Origin of the sequence: Plasticicumulans lactativorans, assembly GCF_004341245.1 — a bacterium.
Taxonomy (GTDB): domain Bacteria; phylum Pseudomonadota; class Gammaproteobacteria; order Competibacterales; family Competibacteraceae; genus Plasticicumulans_A; species Plasticicumulans_A lactativorans.
On record NZ_SLWY01000006.1, the window covers coordinates 79,753 to 98,522 of the forward strand.

General features: G+C 72.1%; 14 protein-coding genes. 9 read left to right on the top strand and 5 right to left on the bottom strand.

Translation table 11 applies throughout. The features are described 5' to 3' along the window. The first annotated feature begins 6 nt into the window (after positions 1-6). The 6 genes from EV699_RS06175 (at position 7) to EV699_RS06200 (ending at position 7,904) form a co-directional block, all read left to right on the top strand. Positions 7-675 (top strand): HAD family hydrolase, encoded by a 669-nt coding sequence (locus tag EV699_RS06175; protein WP_132540133.1) that lies wholly within the window; start codon positions 7-9, stop codon positions 673-675. A gap of 54 nt (positions 676-729) precedes the next feature. Beyond that, complete coding sequence (locus EV699_RS06180; RefSeq protein ID WP_132540136.1) at positions 730-2,229, top strand: mannitol dehydrogenase family protein; 1,500 nt, start codon at positions 730-732, stop codon at positions 2,227-2,229. Positions 2,230-2,260: 31 nt separating this feature from the next. Then, complete coding sequence (gene tkt, locus EV699_RS06185) at positions 2,261-4,264, top strand: transketolase (RefSeq protein WP_132540139.1); 2,004 nt, start codon at positions 2,261-2,263, stop codon at positions 4,262-4,264. Positions 4,265-4,269: 5 nt separating this feature from the next. After that, positions 4,270-5,337 (top strand): transaldolase, encoded by a 1,068-nt coding sequence (tal, locus tag EV699_RS06190; protein ID WP_132540142.1) that lies wholly within the window; start codon positions 4,270-4,272, stop codon positions 5,335-5,337. Positions 5,338-5,411: 74 nt separating this feature from the next. Further along, positions 5,412-6,872: a xylulokinase gene (gene xylB, locus EV699_RS06195; protein WP_132540145.1), complete on the top strand. Its 1,461-nt coding sequence runs from the start codon at positions 5,412-5,414 to the stop codon at positions 6,870-6,872. A gap of 87 nt (positions 6,873-6,959) precedes the next feature. Then, on the top strand, positions 6,960-7,904 hold the full coding sequence (locus EV699_RS06200; protein WP_132540148.1) for a sugar-binding transcriptional regulator: 945 nt from the start codon (positions 6,960-6,962) through the stop codon (positions 7,902-7,904). Between the two features lie 69 nt (positions 7,905-7,973). Here the strand turns inward: EV699_RS06200 and EV699_RS19880 are convergent, their stop codons facing one another. The 5 genes from EV699_RS19880 to dnaE form a co-directional block, all read right to left on the bottom strand. After that, entirely contained in the window at positions 7,974-8,126 is a 153-nt protein-coding gene (locus EV699_RS19880; protein ID WP_165904053.1) for a hypothetical protein, read from the bottom strand. Positions 8,127-8,240: 114 nt separating this feature from the next. Beyond that, positions 8,241-9,416 (bottom strand): tyrosine-type recombinase/integrase, encoded by a 1,176-nt coding sequence (locus EV699_RS06205; protein ID WP_132540151.1) that lies wholly within the window; start codon positions 9,414-9,416, stop codon positions 8,241-8,243. Beyond that, complete coding sequence (locus EV699_RS06210) at positions 9,413-10,474, bottom strand: coiled-coil domain-containing protein (RefSeq protein WP_132540154.1); 1,062 nt, start codon at positions 10,472-10,474, stop codon at positions 9,413-9,415. The genes EV699_RS06205 and EV699_RS06210 overlap by 4 nt, the downstream gene beginning before the upstream one ends. Before the next feature lie 376 nt (positions 10,475-10,850). Beyond that, on the bottom strand, positions 10,851-11,945 hold the full coding sequence (locus tag EV699_RS06215; protein WP_132540157.1) for a PilZ domain-containing protein: 1,095 nt from the start codon (positions 11,943-11,945) through the stop codon (positions 10,851-10,853). A gap of 43 nt (positions 11,946-11,988) precedes the next feature. After that, the gene (gene dnaE, locus EV699_RS06220; RefSeq protein WP_132540160.1) at positions 11,989-15,495 is read right to left on the bottom strand and encodes a DNA polymerase III subunit alpha; all 3,507 of its coding nucleotides are present in this window, start codon (positions 15,493-15,495) and stop codon (positions 11,989-11,991) included. A gap of 163 nt (positions 15,496-15,658) precedes the next feature. On the opposite strand from dnaE, the gene EV699_RS06225 reads away from it, so the two are divergent. The 3 genes from EV699_RS06225 (at position 15,659) to EV699_RS06235 (ending at position 18,758) form a co-directional block, all read left to right on the top strand. After that, the gene (locus EV699_RS06225) at positions 15,659-16,456 is read left to right on the top strand and encodes a tRNA/rRNA methyltransferase (protein WP_207922996.1); all 798 of its coding nucleotides are present in this window, start codon (positions 15,659-15,661) and stop codon (positions 16,454-16,456) included. A gap of 67 nt (positions 16,457-16,523) precedes the next feature. Beyond that, the gene (locus EV699_RS06230; protein WP_132540166.1) at positions 16,524-18,368 is read left to right on the top strand and encodes a PAS domain S-box protein; all 1,845 of its coding nucleotides are present in this window, start codon (positions 16,524-16,526) and stop codon (positions 18,366-18,368) included. Positions 18,369-18,371: 3 nt separating this feature from the next. Next, complete coding sequence (locus EV699_RS06235; RefSeq protein ID WP_132540169.1) at positions 18,372-18,758, top strand: response regulator; 387 nt, start codon at positions 18,372-18,374, stop codon at positions 18,756-18,758. Positions 18,759-18,770 lie beyond the last annotated feature (12 nt).

Consider the following 18,770-nt stretch of genomic DNA (forward strand, 5'->3'; position numbering starts at 1 on the left):
CCGAACATGGACTGGCTGATCTTCGATTGCGATGGCGTGCTGGTGGACAGCGAGCGCATCGCCCAGCGGGTGCTGGTGGAGCGCCTCAATGCACGGCTCGGCCGCGACGTCGAAGCCGAGGTGATCGGCCTGCTCGGCCACCACACCGAGGAAATCCTGCGCGGCTTCGAAACCCGTGCCGGCGTGGTCTTCGAGCCCGATTTCGTTCCCGGCGTGATCACCGCCACGCGCGAAGCGCTCGCGACCGAACTGACGGCGATCGAAGGGGTGGCCTGGGCGCTGCCGCGCATCGCCCTGCCCAAGGCCGTGGTCTCCAACAGCGACCGCCCGCACGTCGAGTGGGCGCTGGAGCTCGCCGCGATCGAGGCCGAGTTCGGCGGGCGCCTGTTCACCGCCGAGCGGGTCGAACGCCCCAAACCCGCCCCCGACCTCTACCTGCTCGCCGCGCGCGAGCTCGGCGTCGACCCGGCGCGCTGCCTCGTCGTCGAGGACAGCGTCGCCGGCATCACCGCGGCGGTGGCCGCGGGGATGACGGTGATCGGCTTCACCGGTGGCGGCCACCTGCCGCCCGAGCACGCCGACGTGCAGCTCGCGCTGGGCGCGCACGTCTCCATCGACGACATGCACGCGCTGCCGGCGCTGGTCGAGCGCCTGCTGGCCCGGCCCCCCGGCTGACGCCCGGTACGCAGCACACAAAAAACCCGACAGCACCACCCGAGGAAACCCCCCATGTCCCAGTTCAACGCTGGCGGCACGCTGCCGCTCACGCCCGAAAACCTCCCCGCGCTCGCCGCCGCGGTCACCGTGCCCACCTACGACCGCAGCCGGCTGCGCCCCGGCATCGTCCACATCGGCGTCGGCGCGTTCCACCGCGCGCACGAGGCGCTGTACCTCGACAAGCTGCTCGCCCTCGGCGAGGCGCAGGACTACGCCATCTGCGGCGTCGGCCTGCTGCCCGGCGACACCGCGATGCGTGACGCGCTGGTGCCGCAGGCGGGCCTGTACACGCTGGTCGAGCGCAGCTCCGGCACCGACGACGCGCGCGTGGTCGGCGCGATGATCGAGTACCTGCACGCGCCGAGCGAACCCGAAACCGTGCTCGAACGCATGGCCGACGCCACCTGCCGGATCGTCTCGCTGACGGTGACCGAGGGCGGCTACTGCTTCAACCAGGGCACCGGTGCGTTCGACCCCGCGCACCCGGACGTGGTCCACGACCTCGCGCACCCCCTGGCTCCGGTGGGTCTCTACGGCTTCCTCGCCGAGGCGCTGCGCCGGCGCCGCGCGCGCGGCCTGGCGCCGTTCACCGTGCTCTCCTGCGACAACATCGAACACAACGGCACCGTGGCGCGCACCATGCTGCTCGCCTTCCTGGAGCGGCAGGACCCCGACCTGGGCACCTGGGTCGCCGCGAACGGCGCCTTCCCGAACTGCATGGTCGACCGCATCACGCCGGCGACCACCGACGCCGACCGCGCGCTGGTCGCGGACACGTTCGGCATCACCGACGCCTGGCCGGTGGTGTGCGAGCCGTTCACGCAGTGGGTGATCGAGGACGACTTCCCGCAGGGGCGTCCGGCCTTCGAGCGCGCCGGCGCGCTGTTCACCGCCGACGTCAAGCCCTACGAGAAGATGAAGTTGCGCCTGCTCAACGCCGCCCACATCGGCATCGGCTACCTCGGCAACCTGGCCGGCTACACCTACGTGCACGAGGTGATGGCCGACCCGCTGTTCGAGCGCTTCATCCGTGCCTTCATGGAGGAGGTCACGCCGCTGGTCGGGCAGGTGCCGGGCATCGACCTCGCCGCCTACAAGGCGACGCTGGTCGAGCGCTTCTCCAACACCGCGGTCAGGGACACCACGGCGCGGCTGTGCCAGCACGGCTCGGCGCGGCTGCCGAAGTTCGTCATCCCGTCGGCGGTCGAACTGAGCGCCCGCGGCGGCGACAGCCGCTACACCGCGCTGGTGCTGGCCGGCTACCTGCGCTACCTGCAGGGCGACGGCGAGGGCGGCGAGGCGCTGCCGCTGGTCGATCCGCTCGGCGAGCGCCTGCGCGCGCTGGCGCGCAGCGGCGGCGCGGACCCGCGCACGCTGCTGGAAGGCTGCCCGGAGGTGTTCGGGCTGGAGCTGCCGCGCGCGGGCGCCTTCGTCGAGCAGCTCACCGCGGCGCTGCGCGCCCTCTACGCCGATGGCGCCAGCGCCACGCTGCGACGCCAGCTCGGCGCCTGAGCCCCGCGATGCCCCTGCCCAGGACACCCCGATGAACGACGCCATCTCCCACGACCGCCTCGCCAACGCCATCCGCGCGCTGGCGATGGATGCCGTGCAGCAGGCCAACTCCGGCCACCCCGGCATGCCTATGGGCATGGCGGACATCGCCACCGTGCTGTGGCGCCGGCACCTGCGCCACAACCCGGCCGATCCGCGCTGGCCGAACCGCGACCGCTTCGTGCTCAGCAACGGCCACGGCTCGATGCTGCAGTACGCGCTGCTGCACCTGTGCGGCTACGCGCTCACGCTCGACGACCTGAAGCAGTTCCGCCAGCTCGGCAGCAGGACGCCGGGGCACCCCGAGTACGGCTACACGCCGGGGGTCGAGCTCACCACCGGCCCGCTCGGGCAGGGGCTCGCCAACGCCGTCGGCATGGCGCTCGCGGCGCGGCTGCTCGCCGCCGAGTTCAACCGCGACGGCTTCGCGCTGTTCGACCACCGCACCTACGTGTTCCTGGGCGACGGCTGCCTGATGGAAGGCATCTCCCACGAGGCGTGCTCGCTCGCCGGCACGCTCGGGCTCGACCGGCTGATCGCCTTCTACGACGACAACGGCATCTCGATCGACGGCCACGTCGAGGGCTGGTTCACCGACGACACGCCGAGGCGCTTCGAGGCCTACGGCTGGCACGTGCTGCGCGAGGTCGACGGCCACGATCCGGCGGCGATCGACGCGGCGATCCGCGCCGCCCAGGGCGCCGGCCGGCCGACGCTGATCTGCTGCCGCACGGTGATCGGCAGGGGCGCGCCGACCAAGCAGGGCACCCACGACAGCCACGGCGCGCCGCTCGGCGCCGCCGAGGTCGCGGCGGCGCGCGCGGCGCTGGGCTGGCCGCACGCGCCGTTCGAGATCCCCGCGGACGTGCGCGCCGCGTGGGATGCCCGTGCCCACGGCGCGGCGCGGCAGGCCGAGTGGGAGGTGCTGTTCGCGCGCTACCGCGAGGCCCACCCGTCGCTCGCCGCCGAACTCGAACGCCGCCTGTCCGGCGCGCTGCCGGAGGACTTCGCGGCGTACGCCGAGCGCGAGCTGCAGGCGGTGAACGCGCGCGCCGAGAGCATCGCCTCGCGCAAGGCGAGCCAGAACGCGATCCAGGCCTTTGCGCCGCGGCTGCCGGAGCTGCTCGGCGGCTCGGCGGACCTCGCCGGCTCGAACCTGACGCTGTGGCGCGAGGCCGTGGGCGTTAGCCACGACCGGCCCGGCAACTACGTGTACTACGGCGTGCGCGAGTTCGGCATGGCCGCGATCATCAACGGCATCGCGCTGTACGGCGGCTTCCGCCCGTTCGGCGGCACCTTCCTGATGTTCTCGGAGTACGCGCGCAACGCGCTGCGCATGGCGGCGCTGATGAAGATCGCGCCGATCTTCGTCTTCACCCACGACTCGATCGGGCTCGGCGAGGACGGCCCGACGCACCAGCCGGTGGAGCAGACCGCGACGCTGCGGATGATCCCGAACATGGACGTGTGGCGCCCGGCCGACAGCGCCGAGACGCTGGTCGCCTGGCAGGCCGCGCTGGAGCACCGGCAGACCCCGACCAGCCTGATCCTGAGCCGGCAGAACCTGCCGTACCAGCCGAAGTCCGCCGCGCAGCTCGCCGACATCCGCCGCGGCGGCTACGTGCTGGTGGCCGAGGCCGGCGCGCTGCAGGCGGTGCTGATCGCCACCGGCTCCGAGGTCGAGCTCGCGGTGCGGGCGCAGGCGGCGCTGGCGGAGCAGGGCATCCACGTGCGTGTGGTGTCGCTGCCGTCGAGCTTCGCCTTCGACCGCCAGCCGCGCGAGTACCGCACGGCGGTGCTGCCGGCCGGCACGCCGCGGGTGGCGATCGAAGCCGGCGTCAGCGACTACTGGCGCAAGTACGTCGGGCTGGAAGGCGCCGTGATCGGCATCGACACCTTCGGCGAGTCGGCCCCCGCCGCCGCGCTGTTCGAACATTTCGGCTTCACCGTGGCGCACGTCTGCGCCGCGGTGCGTGAATGCCTGGACCGAGGATGAACCCCATGAGTCGACTCCGTCGCATCCGTGAACTGGGCCAGCAGGTCTGGCTCGACAACCTCTCGCGCGAGCTGCTCGACAGCGGCGCGCTCGCCCGCCTGATCGCCGAGGACGGCGTCGCCGGCGTGACCTCCAACCCGGCGATCTTCTACAACGCCATCGCCAAGGGCGACGGCTACGGCGCCGACCTGGCGCGGGTGAAGGCGCGGGAAACCGACCCCGAGCGGCGCTTCGAGGCCCTCGTGCTGGCCGACATCCAGGCCGCCTGCGACCTGCTGCGGCCGCTGTACGACGAAACCGACGGCGACATGGGCTACGTCAGCTTCGAGGTGTCGCCGCGCCTCGCGCAGAACGCCGCCGGCACGCTGGCCGCCGCGCGCCGGCTGTGGGCGGAGATCGCGCGGCCGAACGCGATGATCAAGATCCCGGCCACCGCCGCGTGCGTGCCGGCGGTCGCCGATGCGATCGCCGACGGCATCAACGTCAACGTGACGCTGATCTTCTCGCCGCGCCAGCTGCGCGACATCTTCGCCGCCTACCGCCAGGGCCTCGAGCGGCGCGCGGCGGCGGGGCAGCCGGTGCGGCACATCCGCGCGGTCGCGAGCGTGTTCATCAGCCGTGTCGACGCACTGGTCGACCGCCTGCTGCCGGAGTCCGCCGCGCACCTGCGCGGCACCATCGCCATCGCCGCTGCCAAGGACGCCTACGCCGAGTGGCAGGAGATCTTCGGCGCTGCCCGCTTCGCCGCGCTGCGCGCCGTCGGCGCCCGGCCGCAGACCCTGCTGTGGGCGAGCACCGGCACCAAGAACCCGGCGTACCGCGACGTGCGCTACGTCGAGGAGCTGATCGGGCCCGACACCGTGGACACCGTCCCCGACGCCACGCTGGCGGCCTTCATCGACCACGGCGAGGCACGCGCGACGCTCGCCGAGGGGCTCGCCGAGGCGCGCGCACGCCTCGCCGAACTCGCCGCGCTCGGCCTCGACCGCGACGCGCTGGGCGAGCAACTGCAGGCCGAAGGGCTCAAGCTGTTCGACGAGGCCTTCGACAAGCTGCTGACGCTGGTGGCCTGAATGCCGGCGCCCGCACGATACGGCACCGTCCCGGGCATGGCCGCGCGCCATGCCCCCGCAGCGGAGGACGCAAGATGAGCTACCTGGGAATCGATCTCGGCACGTCCGAAGTCAAGGCGACGCTGGTCGACGATGCCCAGCGCATCGTGGCGAGCGGCGGCGTGCGCCTGCGCCTGTCGCATCCCCACCCGCACTGGTCGGAGCAGGATCCGCAGGCCTGGTGGCAGGCCACGCTCGAGGCCGTCGCCAAGGTCCGCGCCGCGGCAGGCGCGACCTTCGCCGCGCTGCGCGGCATCGGCCTGTCGGGGCAGATGCACGGCGCCACGCTGCTCGACGCCGGCGGCGCGGTGCTGCGCCCGGCAATCCTGTGGAACGACGGTCGCGCCCACGCCGAGTGCGCGGAGCTCGAACGCCGCGTGCCGGACAGCCGCACCATCACCGGCAACCTGGCGATGGCGGGCTTCACCGCGCCGAAGCTGCTGTGGCTGCAGCAGCACGAGCCCGAGGTGTTCGCGCGCATCGACAAGGTGCTGCTGCCCAAGGACTACATCGTCTACCGGCTGACCGGCGAGTTCGTCTCCGACATGTCGGACGCCGCCGGCACGCTGTGGCTGGACGTGGGGCGGCGCGCGTGGTCCGACGCGATGCTCGCGGCCTCCGGCCTGTCGCGCCGGCAGATGCCGCGCCTCGCCGAGGGCAACGCGGTCGCCGGCCACCTGCGCGACGAGCTCGCCCGCGACTGGGGACTGGCGCACGCGGTCACGGTCGCCGCCGGGGCGGGGGACAACGCCGCCTCGTCGGTCGGCATCGGCGCGATCGCCCCCGGCAACGCCTTCCTGTCGCTCGGCACCTCGGGGGTGCTGTCGGTGTGCACCGACCGGCTGCTGCCGAACCCGGAGCAGGCGGTGCACGCCTTCTGCCACTGCCTGCCGCAGCGCTGGCACCAGATGGCCGTGATCCTCTCGGCGGCGTCGAGCCTCGCCTGGCTCGGCACGGTGACGCAGACCGAGAACGCGCGCGAGCTCGCCGAACTCGCGCCGACTGCCGACCCGGCGCGGGCGCCGCTGTTCCTGCCGTACCTCAACGGCGAGCGCACCCCGCACAACAACGCCCGCGCGAGCGGCGTGTTCTTCGGCCTGCGCGGCTCGACCGATCGCGCCGCGCTGGCGTACAGCGTGATGGAGGGCGTCGCCTTCGCGATGGCCGACGGCCACGCCGCGCTGGTCACCGCCGGCACGCACGTGGAGCGCGCCTCCTTCCTCGGCGGCGGCTCGCGCAGCCGCTTCTGGGGCGAGCTGATCGCGTCGGTCACCGGCCTGACGCTGCTGCGCCACCCCGACGGCGACTTCGGCGGGGCCTTCGGCGCGGCACGGCTGGCGCGGCTGGCGGTGACGGGGGAGACGCCGGAAGAGGTGTGCACGATGCCGCCGGTGGTCGAGGAGATCGGCCCCGATCCCGCGCGTGCCGGGCAGCTCGGCGAGCGCTTCGCGCGTTACCGGCGGCTGTACGTCACCCTGCGCAGCGAGTTCACCTGAGGGATGGTGGCGTCGAGCTGGCGTGCCAGGCTCGACGCCATGATGCACGTTCGCCGAAGATGACGGCCTTTACTGCAAGGAGGTCGCATGCATCACTTCAATCCCAAGCTGGACCTCGCGGCCCAGGTGGGGTGGCTGTACTACGTCGAAGGGCTCACCCAGGACCAGATCGCGCAGCGCCTCGCGCTGTCACGGCCGGTGGCGCAGCGCATGCTCGCGCTCGCCCGTTCCGAGGGGCTGGTCAAGGTGCGCCTCGACCATCCGATCGCCGCCTGCAACGAACTCGCCGCGGCGCTGGCGGCCCGCTTCGGCCTGCGCCTGTGCGAGGTCGTGCCGGCGCCGGCGGCCGACAGCGAACTGCGCTCCCTCGGCGTCGCCGGGGCCACCCTGCTCGAACGCTACATCCAGCGCCCCGAACCGCTGGTGATCGGTCTCGCCACCGGCCGCACGCTGCGCGCGGTGGTCGACGAGGTGGCGCGGCACCCGAGCCCGCAGCACCGCATCGCGACGCTGCTCGGCGTGATCGCACCCGACGGCGCCTCCAACCCCTTCGAGGCGCACACCTGGCTCGCCGACAAGATCGGTGCGCAGAGCTTCGTGCTGCCGGTGCCGGTGCTCGCCGACTCGCCGGCCGAACGCGAGCAGCTGCAGGCGCAGCGGCTGTACCGCGTGGTGGCCGAACTGGCGGTCAGGGCCGACGTCACGCTGATCGGCATCGGCACCGTCGACGCCAACGGCGCGCTGCTGCAGGACGGCTTCATCACCGAGGCGGACGTCGAGCGGCTGCACCGGGAGGGCGCGGCGGGGGAGATGCTCGGCTGGATCTACGACACCGACGGGCGCCTGCTCGACACCGACATCAACCGCCGTGTCACCAGCATCCCGCTGCAGCGCCACCCGCAGCGGCTGATCATCGCGATCGCCGGCGGCCTGTCGAAGCTCGGCGCCATCCGCGCCGCGCTGCACGGCGAGTGCCTGAGCGGCCTGATCACCGACGACCGCGTCGCCCGCGCGCTGCTGGAGGACGGCTGAGGCCGGCCCGACGGGCGCCCGGAGCCGGATCATCCGCCCGGGACGGACCGGACCGGTGCCCCGGGTGCTTCAGGCGGCCGAAAACGAAAAGTCCCGCTCGGGGCGGGACTTGCCATGGCGGACCTTGCGGTTGTAGCGCTTGTCGCTGTCGACGACGCGCTGGCGGTACTTGGGTGAACGCAGCTCGCGGGCGAGCGCGCAGGGCTTGCGCTGGCGGGTCATGCTGATCTCCGGTGGACGGACGAGGCGGGGAGTGCCGCACGCCCGCTCGGACCGCCGTCGGCGGCGCCGGTTCCGTCCGCCGGCGGCGGATGTCAGCGCGGTGCGGCGGCTGGCTCAACCCTTCTTGCGGTTCATCTCGCGCGCCAGCGTCAGCTTGTCGACCGCGGTGTAGCGCGTGGTGGTCTGGATGCTGGCGTGGCCGAGTTGCTTCTGCACGATGTCGAGGCGGGCGCCGGCATCGACGGTGGCGGTGGCGAAGCTGTGGCGCAGGCGGTGCGGCGTGGCTTCGAGCAGGCGCGCGGCGGCATCGGGGTCGTTCGCTTCGAGCCGCTCGGCGGCGCGCGCGTAGGCCGACTGCACGATGCGGTAGACGGTGTTGTCGGAGCAGCCCCGGCGGGCGAGTGCGCCGCTGGTCGAGAACGCCACCAGCAGGCGCCCGCGCGACTCGCTGAGCCCGTTGCGCGCGAGATAGGCCTGCCAGCGCCGCCACGCCGCCGCGGCGTCGGCGTTGAGGGCCACGTCGCGGGTCTTGCGACCCTTGCCGGTGATGCGCAGGTACCAGTAGCGCTGGCCGTCGGCGGGGTCGTCCTCGTAGTGCAGGTCGTCGCTCGTCGCCTGCGCGAACTCGCCGCGGCGCAGGCCGAGGTTGGAGAGGAAGGCGACCGCGAAGCGCTCGCGTTCGACCAGGTGGCGCGCGGGGCCGTCACCGAGCGCCTCGGCGGCCTCGGTGAGCAGCGCGATGACCTGTTCGACCAGGTTCCACTTCAGCGCCCGCATGCGCCACAGCGTCGAGGTGTCGACCGGCACGCGCTCGCGCGCCACCGTGAACGGGTTGTGCTCGACGTGCTGGGCGCGCTGCAGGTAGGCGTAGAAACCACCGAGGATCAGCACCATCTGCCGCAGCCCGGTGGGGGTCAGCCCGGCGACGAAGGGCGCGCCGTCATGGCTGCCGCGCCGCCCGCGCCAGTGCGCCGGTGGCGACTTGGCGAAGCCCTTGTAGGCGACCACGTCCTCGCGGGTGGCATCCGCCAGTGCCTTGCCGCGGATCTCGCGCAGCCAGCGCGCGTAGCGCAGCACCTCGCGGGCATAGGCGCGCTGCGTGTTCGGCCGCTCCGCGAATTCGAGCAGATAGCCGTGGATCGCGGCATCGTCCGAACTGAAGCCGCGCGCCGGCGCGCGGCGCGGGAGCAGGGTGCCTTCGACGGGTGCGACCAGCGCGGTGGCCGCGGCGTGCTCGGCCACGACCGGCAGGTTCGCATCGTCGTTCGGGGGGCGCCGTCGCGCACTCATGTTCGGTCTCCTTCGTTTCTGAGTCCCCGCAGCCGCCGGATCAGGCGGCGGGCGAGCGCCTCGCGCCGGCGCACCCGGGTGTGCAGCGCCCGCTGGGCGGATTCGAGCGCCTCGCAACGGCGCGCGAGTTCGGCGGCGTGCTGCGCCCGCGTCTCGGCCAGCGCGCGGCCGGCGGCGAGCGTCTGCTCGAGGCTTTCGGCGCGCAGCGTCGCCGCCTGGCACTGAGCGGTGCGGTCGGTGAGCTGCGCGCGCAGGCCGGCGAGTTCGTCGCCGAGCGCGCGCTGCGCCTGCGCCGCCTGTTCCAGGCGCGCCAGGTGCTGTTCGCGGGCCTTCTCGGCCGTGTCGCGTTCGGCCTTCAGCGTCCTGCGCACGGCCTGCAGCTCCGTGCGCCCGCGGTCGATCTCGAGCAGGCGCTCGGCGTCGAGCCGGCTCGCCGAATCGCGGTAGGCGGTGAGTTCCTCGCCGGCGCGCACGCGCTCGGCCTCCAGCTGCAGCCGCAGTTGCGCGGACGTCGAGGTTTCCTGCGCCAGCAGGTCCTGCAGCGCGACGATCCGCGCCGTCAGGCTAGCACGTTCGGTGCCGAGTTCGCGTTCGCGCCGCGCGGCGGTTTCGCGGGCCTCGGCGAGCCCGGCCTCGGTCTTCGCGAGCCGCTCGGTCAGCTCACCGGCACGCCGCGTGGCGGTGTCAGCCGCGAGCTGCGCATCGCGCACCTGGGCGGCGGCCTGCGCCGAGGCTTCGTCGAGCTGCGCGGCGAAGCGTGCACGATCGGCATCGAACACCGCCGCCGCCTGCAGCGCGAGCTTGCCGCGCAGCTGCGCCACCAGCTCCAGCACGTCAGGTTCGAGTTCGAGCGTCTGCGTGTGCGCCGCGAGCCGCGCCGGCAGGCGTTCCCAGCACCCCTTGACCAGCGCCGCGACCGCGTTGGTGTTCCGCCGCCCGAAGTCGTGACGCTCGAACCAGTCCTGCACCGATTCGATCGTCGGCTTGCGACCTTCGTGTAGCAGCAACTGCACGATGGCGTTGTCGACGAGGTCCTGCAGTGCGGCGCGGGTGTTCATGGGCGGGATCGACCAGGATGAAATTAAAAAATAATCCTTAATCAGATTTATTTTTTTATCAACCACACCAAAAATGAGTGGCAAGTATAATTATCACTCATAAATGAGCAGATATCGGTGAGAGACTTGGCCAAGAATGATTCTCGCCGTGCACCCTCCCGCGCATCGTCACCAGCCCACGCCTCGGCCGGTCCGCCATGCGTATTCGCGGCGCGATCCGCGACACCGTTGCGCGCAACCCGGGCATCCGCGCACGGCACGACACGCGCAGCGACGCCTGTCGATCGCCACGTTGTGATCGGCTTGAGCTTATGCCTGGAACGGGCGCCCGCTGCAGACCGCGCGGCGCACTGGAACGACGACGGGCTTGGGACGACTAGTCGTCGTCGGCGCCCATCTTGCGGCCCAGGCGACCGATGGCGTCGCGCTGGAATTCCTGCATCAGGCGCTCCAGCGCCTGCATCTGCACCTGGCTGGGAACGAGCTCGATGCCGGCGCGGCAACTGCCGGCACGGTGCACGAACCAGCGCACCGTGCCGGTGCAGGTGAACTCATAGGGTCGGCCGCGGCCCTCGAACAGCGCCGAGCACTCGATCCTGCTGCCGACCGGCAGTGCGTCGACGCCGGGCAGCTCGACCCCCATGCCGATCACCGAAAAGTCCACCACGTGCCCGTCGAAGCTGGTCTGGTCCGGCAGCGCCACGCTCAGCGGCGTGGCCCGCGGCGGGCGGATGCGCACGCGGCGGCGGCGCGCCTCGTTGTGGTCGGATGCGCCGACGATGCGGAACACCACGCAGCGCTCGTCGGAGCCCTGGCGGCGCAGCAGGACGGTCTTGCCCGGGTCGCTGGCGTGCGCGAGCGCCGTGGCGCCGTGATCGCTGGCGGCGAGCACCTGGCGCAGCGCGGCCGTGAGTTCGACGGTGAGGTAGGCGCTGTCGAGTTCGTGCACGCGCACGCTGGCGGTGACCGGCAGTTCGCAGAAGTAGTTGAACAGGTCGGCGACGCCGTCCTTGAGCCACAACGCCTTGGTGGTCTCGATCAGCAGCCGCTCGTTGCTGCGGGACAGCGCCTGCTCGCTTTCGCCGAGCAAGGTGTCGTAGTGCTCGTGCACGACGCTCATCCACAGCGTCTGCACGCGAGCGAAGGTGGTGACCAGGTCGATGATGCTGAACGGCCCGGGGCCCTCACGAACCCCGCTGCGCAGGCGGACATCGAGGCGCTCGGCGGCATGCAGTTGGCACAGCAGGAGCGCCGAGGTCACCTGCTCGACCGACACGCCAGCGGTGAGCAGCTCGCGCAGCACCTCACCGGCGGCATCCTCGTCGAGCGGACCGGTCAGTTCGTCGGTGAAACGGGCGATCGTATCGGCGGCGGCGCCCTGGAGCTTGCCGGCGATGGCATCACGCAGGGTCTCGGCGGGATCGCCGCTCGCATCGGCCGGCGCGGTCGGCATGTCGACGGTCAGGTGCATGGCGCAAGACCTCCTGGCAGTGCTGTCCTGTTCTTCTCGGCGTTCAGCGGTATTCGAGCGCCACCGCGCCTTCCCCCGCAAGAGCGTTGAGGCGACGGATCAGCTCCTCGGTCGGCCGCACGCGCCAGTCATCACCGAACACCAGCTCGCCGCGGGCTCCCGCTGCCAGCACCTCGGCGACCACGCGGCACTGCCCTTCGCGGAAGGCGCCGAGCGTCTCGGCCAGCCGCGCGGCGACGTCGCCCTCGCCGCGGCGGGCGTCGAGCTGCAGGCGCAGGCGCCGTGCGAGGCGCTCGCGGGCAGCGTCGATATCCAGTATGGCCGCGGCCGTGCACCGCACCCCCTCGCTGAACTCGTCCCAGGCGAGCGCGGCCTCGATCACCAGCACGCGGTCGACGGCGAGCAGGTGGCGATGCGCTTCGTAGGTTTCGCTGAACACGCGCACTTCGAGCCGCCCGCCGCGGTCGTCGAGGGTGATGAAGGCCATGCGCCCGCGCGCGCCCTGCTTGATGCGGATGTCGACCACCAGCCCGGCGATGGTCACCGCGCGCTCGGCGCCCTTGCCGTAGCGGCGCGCGCCGGGTGCGGCAAAGACGGCCTCGGCCTCCTCCACCACCTCGGTGAGGCGGCCACTGGTGAACTGCTTGAACTCGGCCAGGAAGCGGTCGACCGGGTGCCCGGTCAGGTACAGGCCGAGGGTCTCCTTCTCGCCGGCGAGGCGGGTCTCGTCGTCCCATTCGGGCAGGCGCGGGCGCTCCAGCGGCGCGGCGACGGCAGGCCCGGCGGCGAGCAGGCCGAACAGGTCGTCCTGCCCGGTGTCGGCATTGCGCGTGTGCTGTTCGGCGAGGCGCAGCGCCTCGGGCAGCTGCGCCATCAGCGAGGCGCGGGTGTCGCCCAGGCAGTCGAAGGCGCCGGCGCGGATCAGGCTTTCGAGCACGCGGCGGTTGAGCTTCTTCAGGTCGACGCGCCGGCACAGGTCGGCCAGGTCGGTGTACGGCCCGCCGGCGCTGCGCTCGGCGATGATCGCCTCGACCGCCCCCTCGCCCACCCCCTTGACCGCGCCGAGGCCGTAGACCACCTCGCCGGTGGTGCTGACGGTGAACTTGTACTCCGACACGTTCACCGACGGCGGCACCACGGCGAGGCGCATGCGCCGGCATTCCTCGATGAACACGACGACCTTGTCGGTCTTGTCCATGTCGGACGACAGCACCGCCGCCATGAACGCCGCCGGGTGGTGCGCCTTGAGCCAGGCGGTCTGGTAGCTCACCAGCGCGTAGGCGGCCGAGTGCGACTTGTTGAAGCCGTAGCCGGCGAACTTCTCCATCAGGTCGAACAGCGCGCCGGCGCGGTCGCGATCGTGGCCGTGCTCGACCGTGCCGCTGACGAAGATGTCGCGCTGCTTGGCCATCTCCTCGGGCTTCTTCTTGCCCATCGCGCGGCGCAGCAGGTCGGCGCCGCCGAGCGTGTAGCCGGCGAGCACCTGCGGGATCTGCATCACCTGTTCCTGGTAGACGATGACGCCGTAGGTGGGCTTGAGGATCGGTTCGAGCTCCGGGAACGGGTACTCGACCCTGGCACGGCCGTGCTTGCGGTTGATGAAGTCGTCGACCATGCCCGATTCGAGCGGCCCCGGGCGGAACAGCGCGACCAGCGCGATGACGTCCTCGAAGCAGTCGGGCTGCAGGCGGCGGATCAGGTCCTTCATGCCGCGCGATTCGAGCTGGAACACCGCGGTGGTTTCGCAGCGCTTGACCAGCTCGAACGCGGCGACGTCGTCGAGCGGCAGGCTCATGATGTCGAGCGGCGCCTCGCCGCGCGCCGTGCGCCCGCGGTTGATGGTGGCGAGCGCCCAGTCGATGATCGTCAGCGTGCGCAGGCCGAGGAAGTCGAACTTCACGAGCCCGGCGGCCTCGACGTCGTCCTTGTCGAACTGCGTCACCAGCTGCTCGCCGCCCTCTTCGCAGTACAGCGGCGAGAAGTCGGTCAGCACCGTCGGCGCGATCACCACACCGCCGGCGTGCTTGCCGACGTTGCGCGCGAGGCCTTCGAGCTTCTGCGCGAGGTCGACCAACGCCTTGACCTCCTCGTCCTCGTCGTAGGCGCGCCGGAAATCCTCGTCCTTGGCCAGCGCGTCGGCGAGCGTGATGCCGAGTTCCAGCGGCACCAGCTTGGCGACGCGGTCGACGAAGCCGTAGGGGTGGCCGAGCACGCGGCCGACGTCGCGGATCACCGCCTTCGCCGCCATGGTGCCGTGCGTGGCGATCTGGCTCACGCTGCGCCGCCCGTACTTCTGCGCCACGTAGTCGATGACGCGGTCACGCCCCTCCATGCAGAAGTCGACGTCGAAGTCGGGCATCGACACGCGCTCGGGGTTGAGGAAGCGCTCGAACAGCAGGTCGTAGGGCAGCGGATCGAGGTCGGTGATCGCGAGCGCGTAGGCCACCAGCGAGCCGGCGCCCGAGCCGCGCCCCGGCCCGACCGGGATCGCGTGGGCCTTCGCCCACTGGATGAAGTCGGCGACGATCAGGAAGTAGCCGGGAAAGCCCATCTGGATGATCACGCCGATCTCGGTTTCGAGACGCGCGTCGTAGGGCGCGCGGCGCGCGGCGAAATCGGGCGCCTGCGGATCGAACATCTTCGCCAGGCGCACTTCGAGGCCGGCGCGCGACTGCGCGGCGAAGTAGTCGTCGACCGTCATCCCGGCCGGCACCGGGAAGTTCGGCAGGCAGGCCTTGCCGAGCTCGAGCACCACGCTGCAGCGCCGGGCGATCTCGACGGTGTTCTGCAGCGCCTCGGGCAGGTCGGCGAACAGCACCGCCATCTCGGCCGGCGTGCGCAGGTACTGCTGCGCCGAGTACAGCCGCGGACGCTGCGGGTCGGCGAGCACGCGCCCGTCGTGGATGCACACGCGCGCCTCGTGCGCCTCGAAGTCGTCGGCGACGAGGAAGCGCACGTCGTTGGTCGCGACCAACGGCACCGCGGCGGCGACCGCGAGTTCGACCGCCGCGCGGACGTGCTCGTCCTCGCCGGGGCGCCCGGTGCGGACCAGTTCGAGGTAGAAGCTGTCGGGGAACAGCGCGCAATACTCGTCGAGCACGCGCCGCGCCGTGTCCGGGTGGCCGTTCGTCAGCAGGCGGCCGATCTCGCCCTCGCGCCCGCCGGACAGCGCGATCAGCCCCGCGGACAGCGCGCCCAGCCAGTCGAACTGCACGATCGGCACGCCGCGGCTCTGCCCCTCGACGTAGGCGCGGCTGATCAGCACCGTGAGGTTGCGGTAGCCCGTGAGGTCCTTGCACAGCAGCACCAACCGCGTCGGTGCGTCGCTGCCGCGGCGCACCCACAGTTCGGCGCCGATGATCGGCTTGATGCCGGCGCCGAGCGCGGTCTTGTAGAACTTGATCAGCGCGAACAGGTTGCTCATGTCGGTGACCGCGACCGCCGGCATGCCGGCGGCGGCCACCGCCTTCACCAGCGGTTTCAGCGTGATCAGGCCGTCGACCAGCGAATATTCGGAGTGCAGGTGCAGGTGGACGAAGGTGGGCGACATGGGGCGGCGTTCCGGCGACGGGGAATGAGCGCGCGCAGCTTAGCCCAGCGGGCGGCCCGCGGCACCGCCGATGGCTGACGACCGCGTCGCCCGCCCGCGTGCGGCGCACGGGCGGGCGGCCGTAACATGCGCGCCTTCCCGAGTGACCGCGAGAACCCCTGCCGTGAACCGCCCGCCCCGCCGACCTCCCCCGCCGCCCCGCCCGCCGCGCGCACCGCGCGGGCTCGGCGCCGACGAAACCAAGCTGTACGGGGTGAACGCCTGCGCGGCGGTGCTGCGGACGCGCCCGCAGGCGATCGTGCGTGGCTACTTCGGCGAAAGCAGCGCGCAGCAGTGGGGCGAGGTGATGCGCTTCCTCGCCGCCGAACGGCGCGCCTACCACGTGGTGCCGGACGCGGAGCTGCCGCGCATCACCCAGTCCGACCACCACGGCGGCGTGTGCCTGATCGTCAAGCGGCGCCCGCCGCAGCCCGCCGAGGCGTGGCTGCGGGCGCACCGCGGGGATGCCGCCGCCTGCGTGATCGCGCTCGAAAACGTCGGCAACCCGCACAATCTTGGCGCCATCATGCGCGTGTCGGCGCACTTCGGCGTCGCCGGCCTGCTCCTCACCGAGGCTGCCGCGCTGGGGTCGGGCTCGGCGGCGCGCATCGCCGAGGGCGGCGCCGAGTACGTCGACGCCCTGCTCTGCGATCACCTGCCGGACACCCTCCAGGCCTTCCGCCGGGCCGGCTTCGGCATCGTCACCACGTCGAGCCACGGCGGCGCCCCGCTGTACACCGCCGCGCTGCCGCCCCGCTGCGTGCTGCTGTTCGGCGAGGAGAGCCACGGCCTGAGCGCGCGCCTGCTCGATGCCGGCGACCTGCGCGTGTGCATCCCCGGCACCGGGCAGGTGGAGAGCCTCAACGTCGCGGTCGCGAGCGGGATCATCGTCGGTGAGTGGTGGCGGCGCTTCGGTGCCTGAGCAGGCCATCGGTGCAGGGTCTGGTCTATAAAGAACGAGGGCCATGGACATCGAGGGATGGGCTGCAATGTCGATCGACGACGATCAATACTGGCTCGGCGCCGCGCCGGATGCCGTCATCGCGCTGGGCGAGGACGGCCGCGTCCGCTTCTGGAATGCCGGGGCGGAAGCGCTCTACGGCTATCGCGCCGCGGAGGCGCTCGACACCCCGCTGGAGCGGCTGATCGTGCCCGCGGACGCGGCGCAGGAGCAGGGCCGGATGCTCGCCGCGACCTGCGCCGGCGGCCCCACCACCTTCGAGGCCACGCGCCGCCATCGTGACGGCGGTCTGATCTATGTCGAGATCTCCGGGCGGCGCGTGCGCGACCCGCGCGCCGGCACGCCCTGCGCGCTGTTCACCGAGAAGGACGTCACGCCGCTGAAGGTCCGCCGCGACAGCCGCCTGCTCGAACTGCGCTTCCGCGACCTGCTGGAGTCGACCCCGGACGGCATGGTGATGGTCGGCGCGAGCGGCCACGTGCTGCTGGCGAACAGCCAGGCCGAGCGGCTGTTCGGCTACGGACCGGGGGAGCTGCACGGCCTGCCGATCGAAGTGCTGCTGCCGCCGCGCTACCGCGCATCGCACGTCGGCCACCGCACGGCGTACTTCGCGCAGTCGCGCACGCGGGCGATGGGGGCCGGGCTCGAGCTCTTCGGGCTGCGCAGGGACGGCAGCGAATTCCCGGTCGAGATCAGCCTGAGCCCGCTCGACAGCGCCGGGACCCCGGTCGTCGTCAGCGCCATCCGCGACATCAGCGAGCGCCGGAGCGCCGAGCAGAAGTTCCGCGGCCTGCTCGAAGCGGCCCCCGACGCGATCGTGATCGTCGACGGCGCCGGGCGCATCGTGCTGGTCAACTCGCAGACCGAGAAGCTGTTCGGCCATCCGCGCAACCGGCTGCTCGGGCAGCCGGTCGAGACCCTGCTGCCGCCGCGCTTTCGCGCGTCGCACGCCGGCCACCGCGACGCCTTCTTCGCCGACCCGCGGGTGCGCCCGATGGGCGCGGGGCTCGCGCTCTACGGGCAGCGGCACGACGGCAGCGAGTTCCCGGTCGAGATCAGCCTGAGCCCGCTCGACACCGAGGACGGCACGCTGGTGTCGGCCGCGATCCGCGACATCACCGAGCGCAAGCGCTTCGAGCAGACGCTGCAGGAAAAGAACGCCGAGCTGGAGAACGCCAACCGCGCCAAGGACCGCTTCCTGGCGACGATGAGCCACGAGCTGCGCACGCCGCTGAACGCCGTCATCGGCTTCACCGGCATGCTGCTGATGAAGCTGCCGGGCCCCCTCAACGAGGAGCAGGAGCGCCAGTTGCAGACGGTGTGCTCGAGCGCGCGCCACCTGCTGTCGCTGATCAACGACCTGCTCGACCTCGCCAAGGTCGAAGCCGGCCAGCGGGAGATGCAGTTCGAGGAGGTCGAGTGCGCCGCGCTCGCCGACGAGGTCATCATCACGCTGCGCCCGCAGGCGCAGGCCAAGGGCCTGGCGCTGACCATCGCGCTGGCGGAACCCCCCCTGCGCCTGCGCACCGACCCGCGGACGCTGCGGCAGATCCTGCTGAACCTGGTCGGCAACGCGGTCAAATTCACCGAGCACGGCAGCGTGCGCCTGGACGTGGCGCGCCGCGCCGGTGCGGGCCGCGCGGGGCTCACCTTCAGCGTCACCGACACCGGCCCCGGCATCTCCGATGCCGAACAGGCGACGCTGTTCGAGGCGTTCGCGCGCGGGCAGGACGCCTGGCGGCGCGGCGTCGAGGGCGCCGGGCTCGGCCTGCACCTGAGCCGGCGGCTCGCCGGGCTGCTGCACGCCGAGCTGTCAGTGGCCAGCACCTGCGGCAGCGGCAGCACCTTCACGCTGACCGTGGAGGAGCCCTGAGCCATGCCCGCGCGCATCCTGATCGTCGACGACAACCGCGAAAGCCTCTACCTGATGCGCTACCTGCTCGAGGCGAGCGGCTACACCACCCTCGGCGCCGCCGACGGCCAGCAGGCGCTGGCGCTGGTGCGCCGCGAGCACCCCGACCTGGTGCTCTGCGACATCCACATGCCCGTGGTCGACGGCTTCGCGTTCGCACGGCAGGTGTGCGCCGACGCCGCGCTCGCCCACATCCCGCTGATCGCGGTGACGGCCTCGGCGATGGTCGGCGACCGCACCCAGGTGCTCGCCGCCGGTTTCCGCGCCTACTTCTCCAAGCCGATCGAGCCCGAGAGCTTCGTCGTCGCGCTGGAGCAGTGGCTGCCGGCCGCGGCGCGCGCCGCGCGCTGACCGGCCGGAGGG

Bases quoted from the DNA above. Each gene is read 5' to 3' on its own strand.
- EV699_RS06175 (WP_132540133.1), top strand. From the start codon at position 7: ATGGACTGGCTGATCTTCGATTGCGATGGCGTGCTGGTGGACAGCGAG.
- EV699_RS06180 (WP_132540136.1), top strand. From the start codon at position 730: ATGTCCCAGTTCAACGCTGGCGGCACGCTGCCGCTCACGCCCGAAAAC.
- tkt (WP_132540139.1), top strand. From the start codon at position 2,261: ATGAACGACGCCATCTCCCACGACCGCCTCGCCAACGCCATCCGCGCG.
- tal (WP_132540142.1), top strand. From the start codon at position 4,270: ATGAGTCGACTCCGTCGCATCCGTGAACTGGGCCAGCAGGTCTGGCTC.
- xylB (WP_132540145.1), top strand. From the start codon at position 5,412: ATGAGCTACCTGGGAATCGATCTCGGCACGTCCGAAGTCAAGGCGACG.
- EV699_RS06200 (WP_132540148.1), top strand. From the start codon at position 6,960: ATGCATCACTTCAATCCCAAGCTGGACCTCGCGGCCCAGGTGGGGTGG.
- EV699_RS19880 (WP_165904053.1), bottom strand. From the start codon at position 8,126: ATGACCCGCCAGCGCAAGCCCTGCGCGCTCGCCCGCGAGCTGCGTTCA.
- EV699_RS06205 (WP_132540151.1), bottom strand. From the start codon at position 9,416: ATGAGTGCGCGACGGCGCCCCCCGAACGACGATGCGAACCTGCCGGTC.
- EV699_RS06210 (WP_132540154.1), bottom strand. From the start codon at position 10,474: ATGAACACCCGCGCCGCACTGCAGGACCTCGTCGACAACGCCATCGTG.
- EV699_RS06215 (WP_132540157.1), bottom strand. From the start codon at position 11,945: ATGCACCTGACCGTCGACATGCCGACCGCGCCGGCCGATGCGAGCGGC.
- dnaE (WP_132540160.1), bottom strand. From the start codon at position 15,495: ATGTCGCCCACCTTCGTCCACCTGCACCTGCACTCCGAATATTCGCTG.
- EV699_RS06230 (WP_132540166.1), top strand. From the start codon at position 16,524: ATGTCGATCGACGACGATCAATACTGGCTCGGCGCCGCGCCGGATGCC.
- EV699_RS06235 (WP_132540169.1), top strand. From the start codon at position 18,372: ATGCCCGCGCGCATCCTGATCGTCGACGACAACCGCGAAAGCCTCTAC.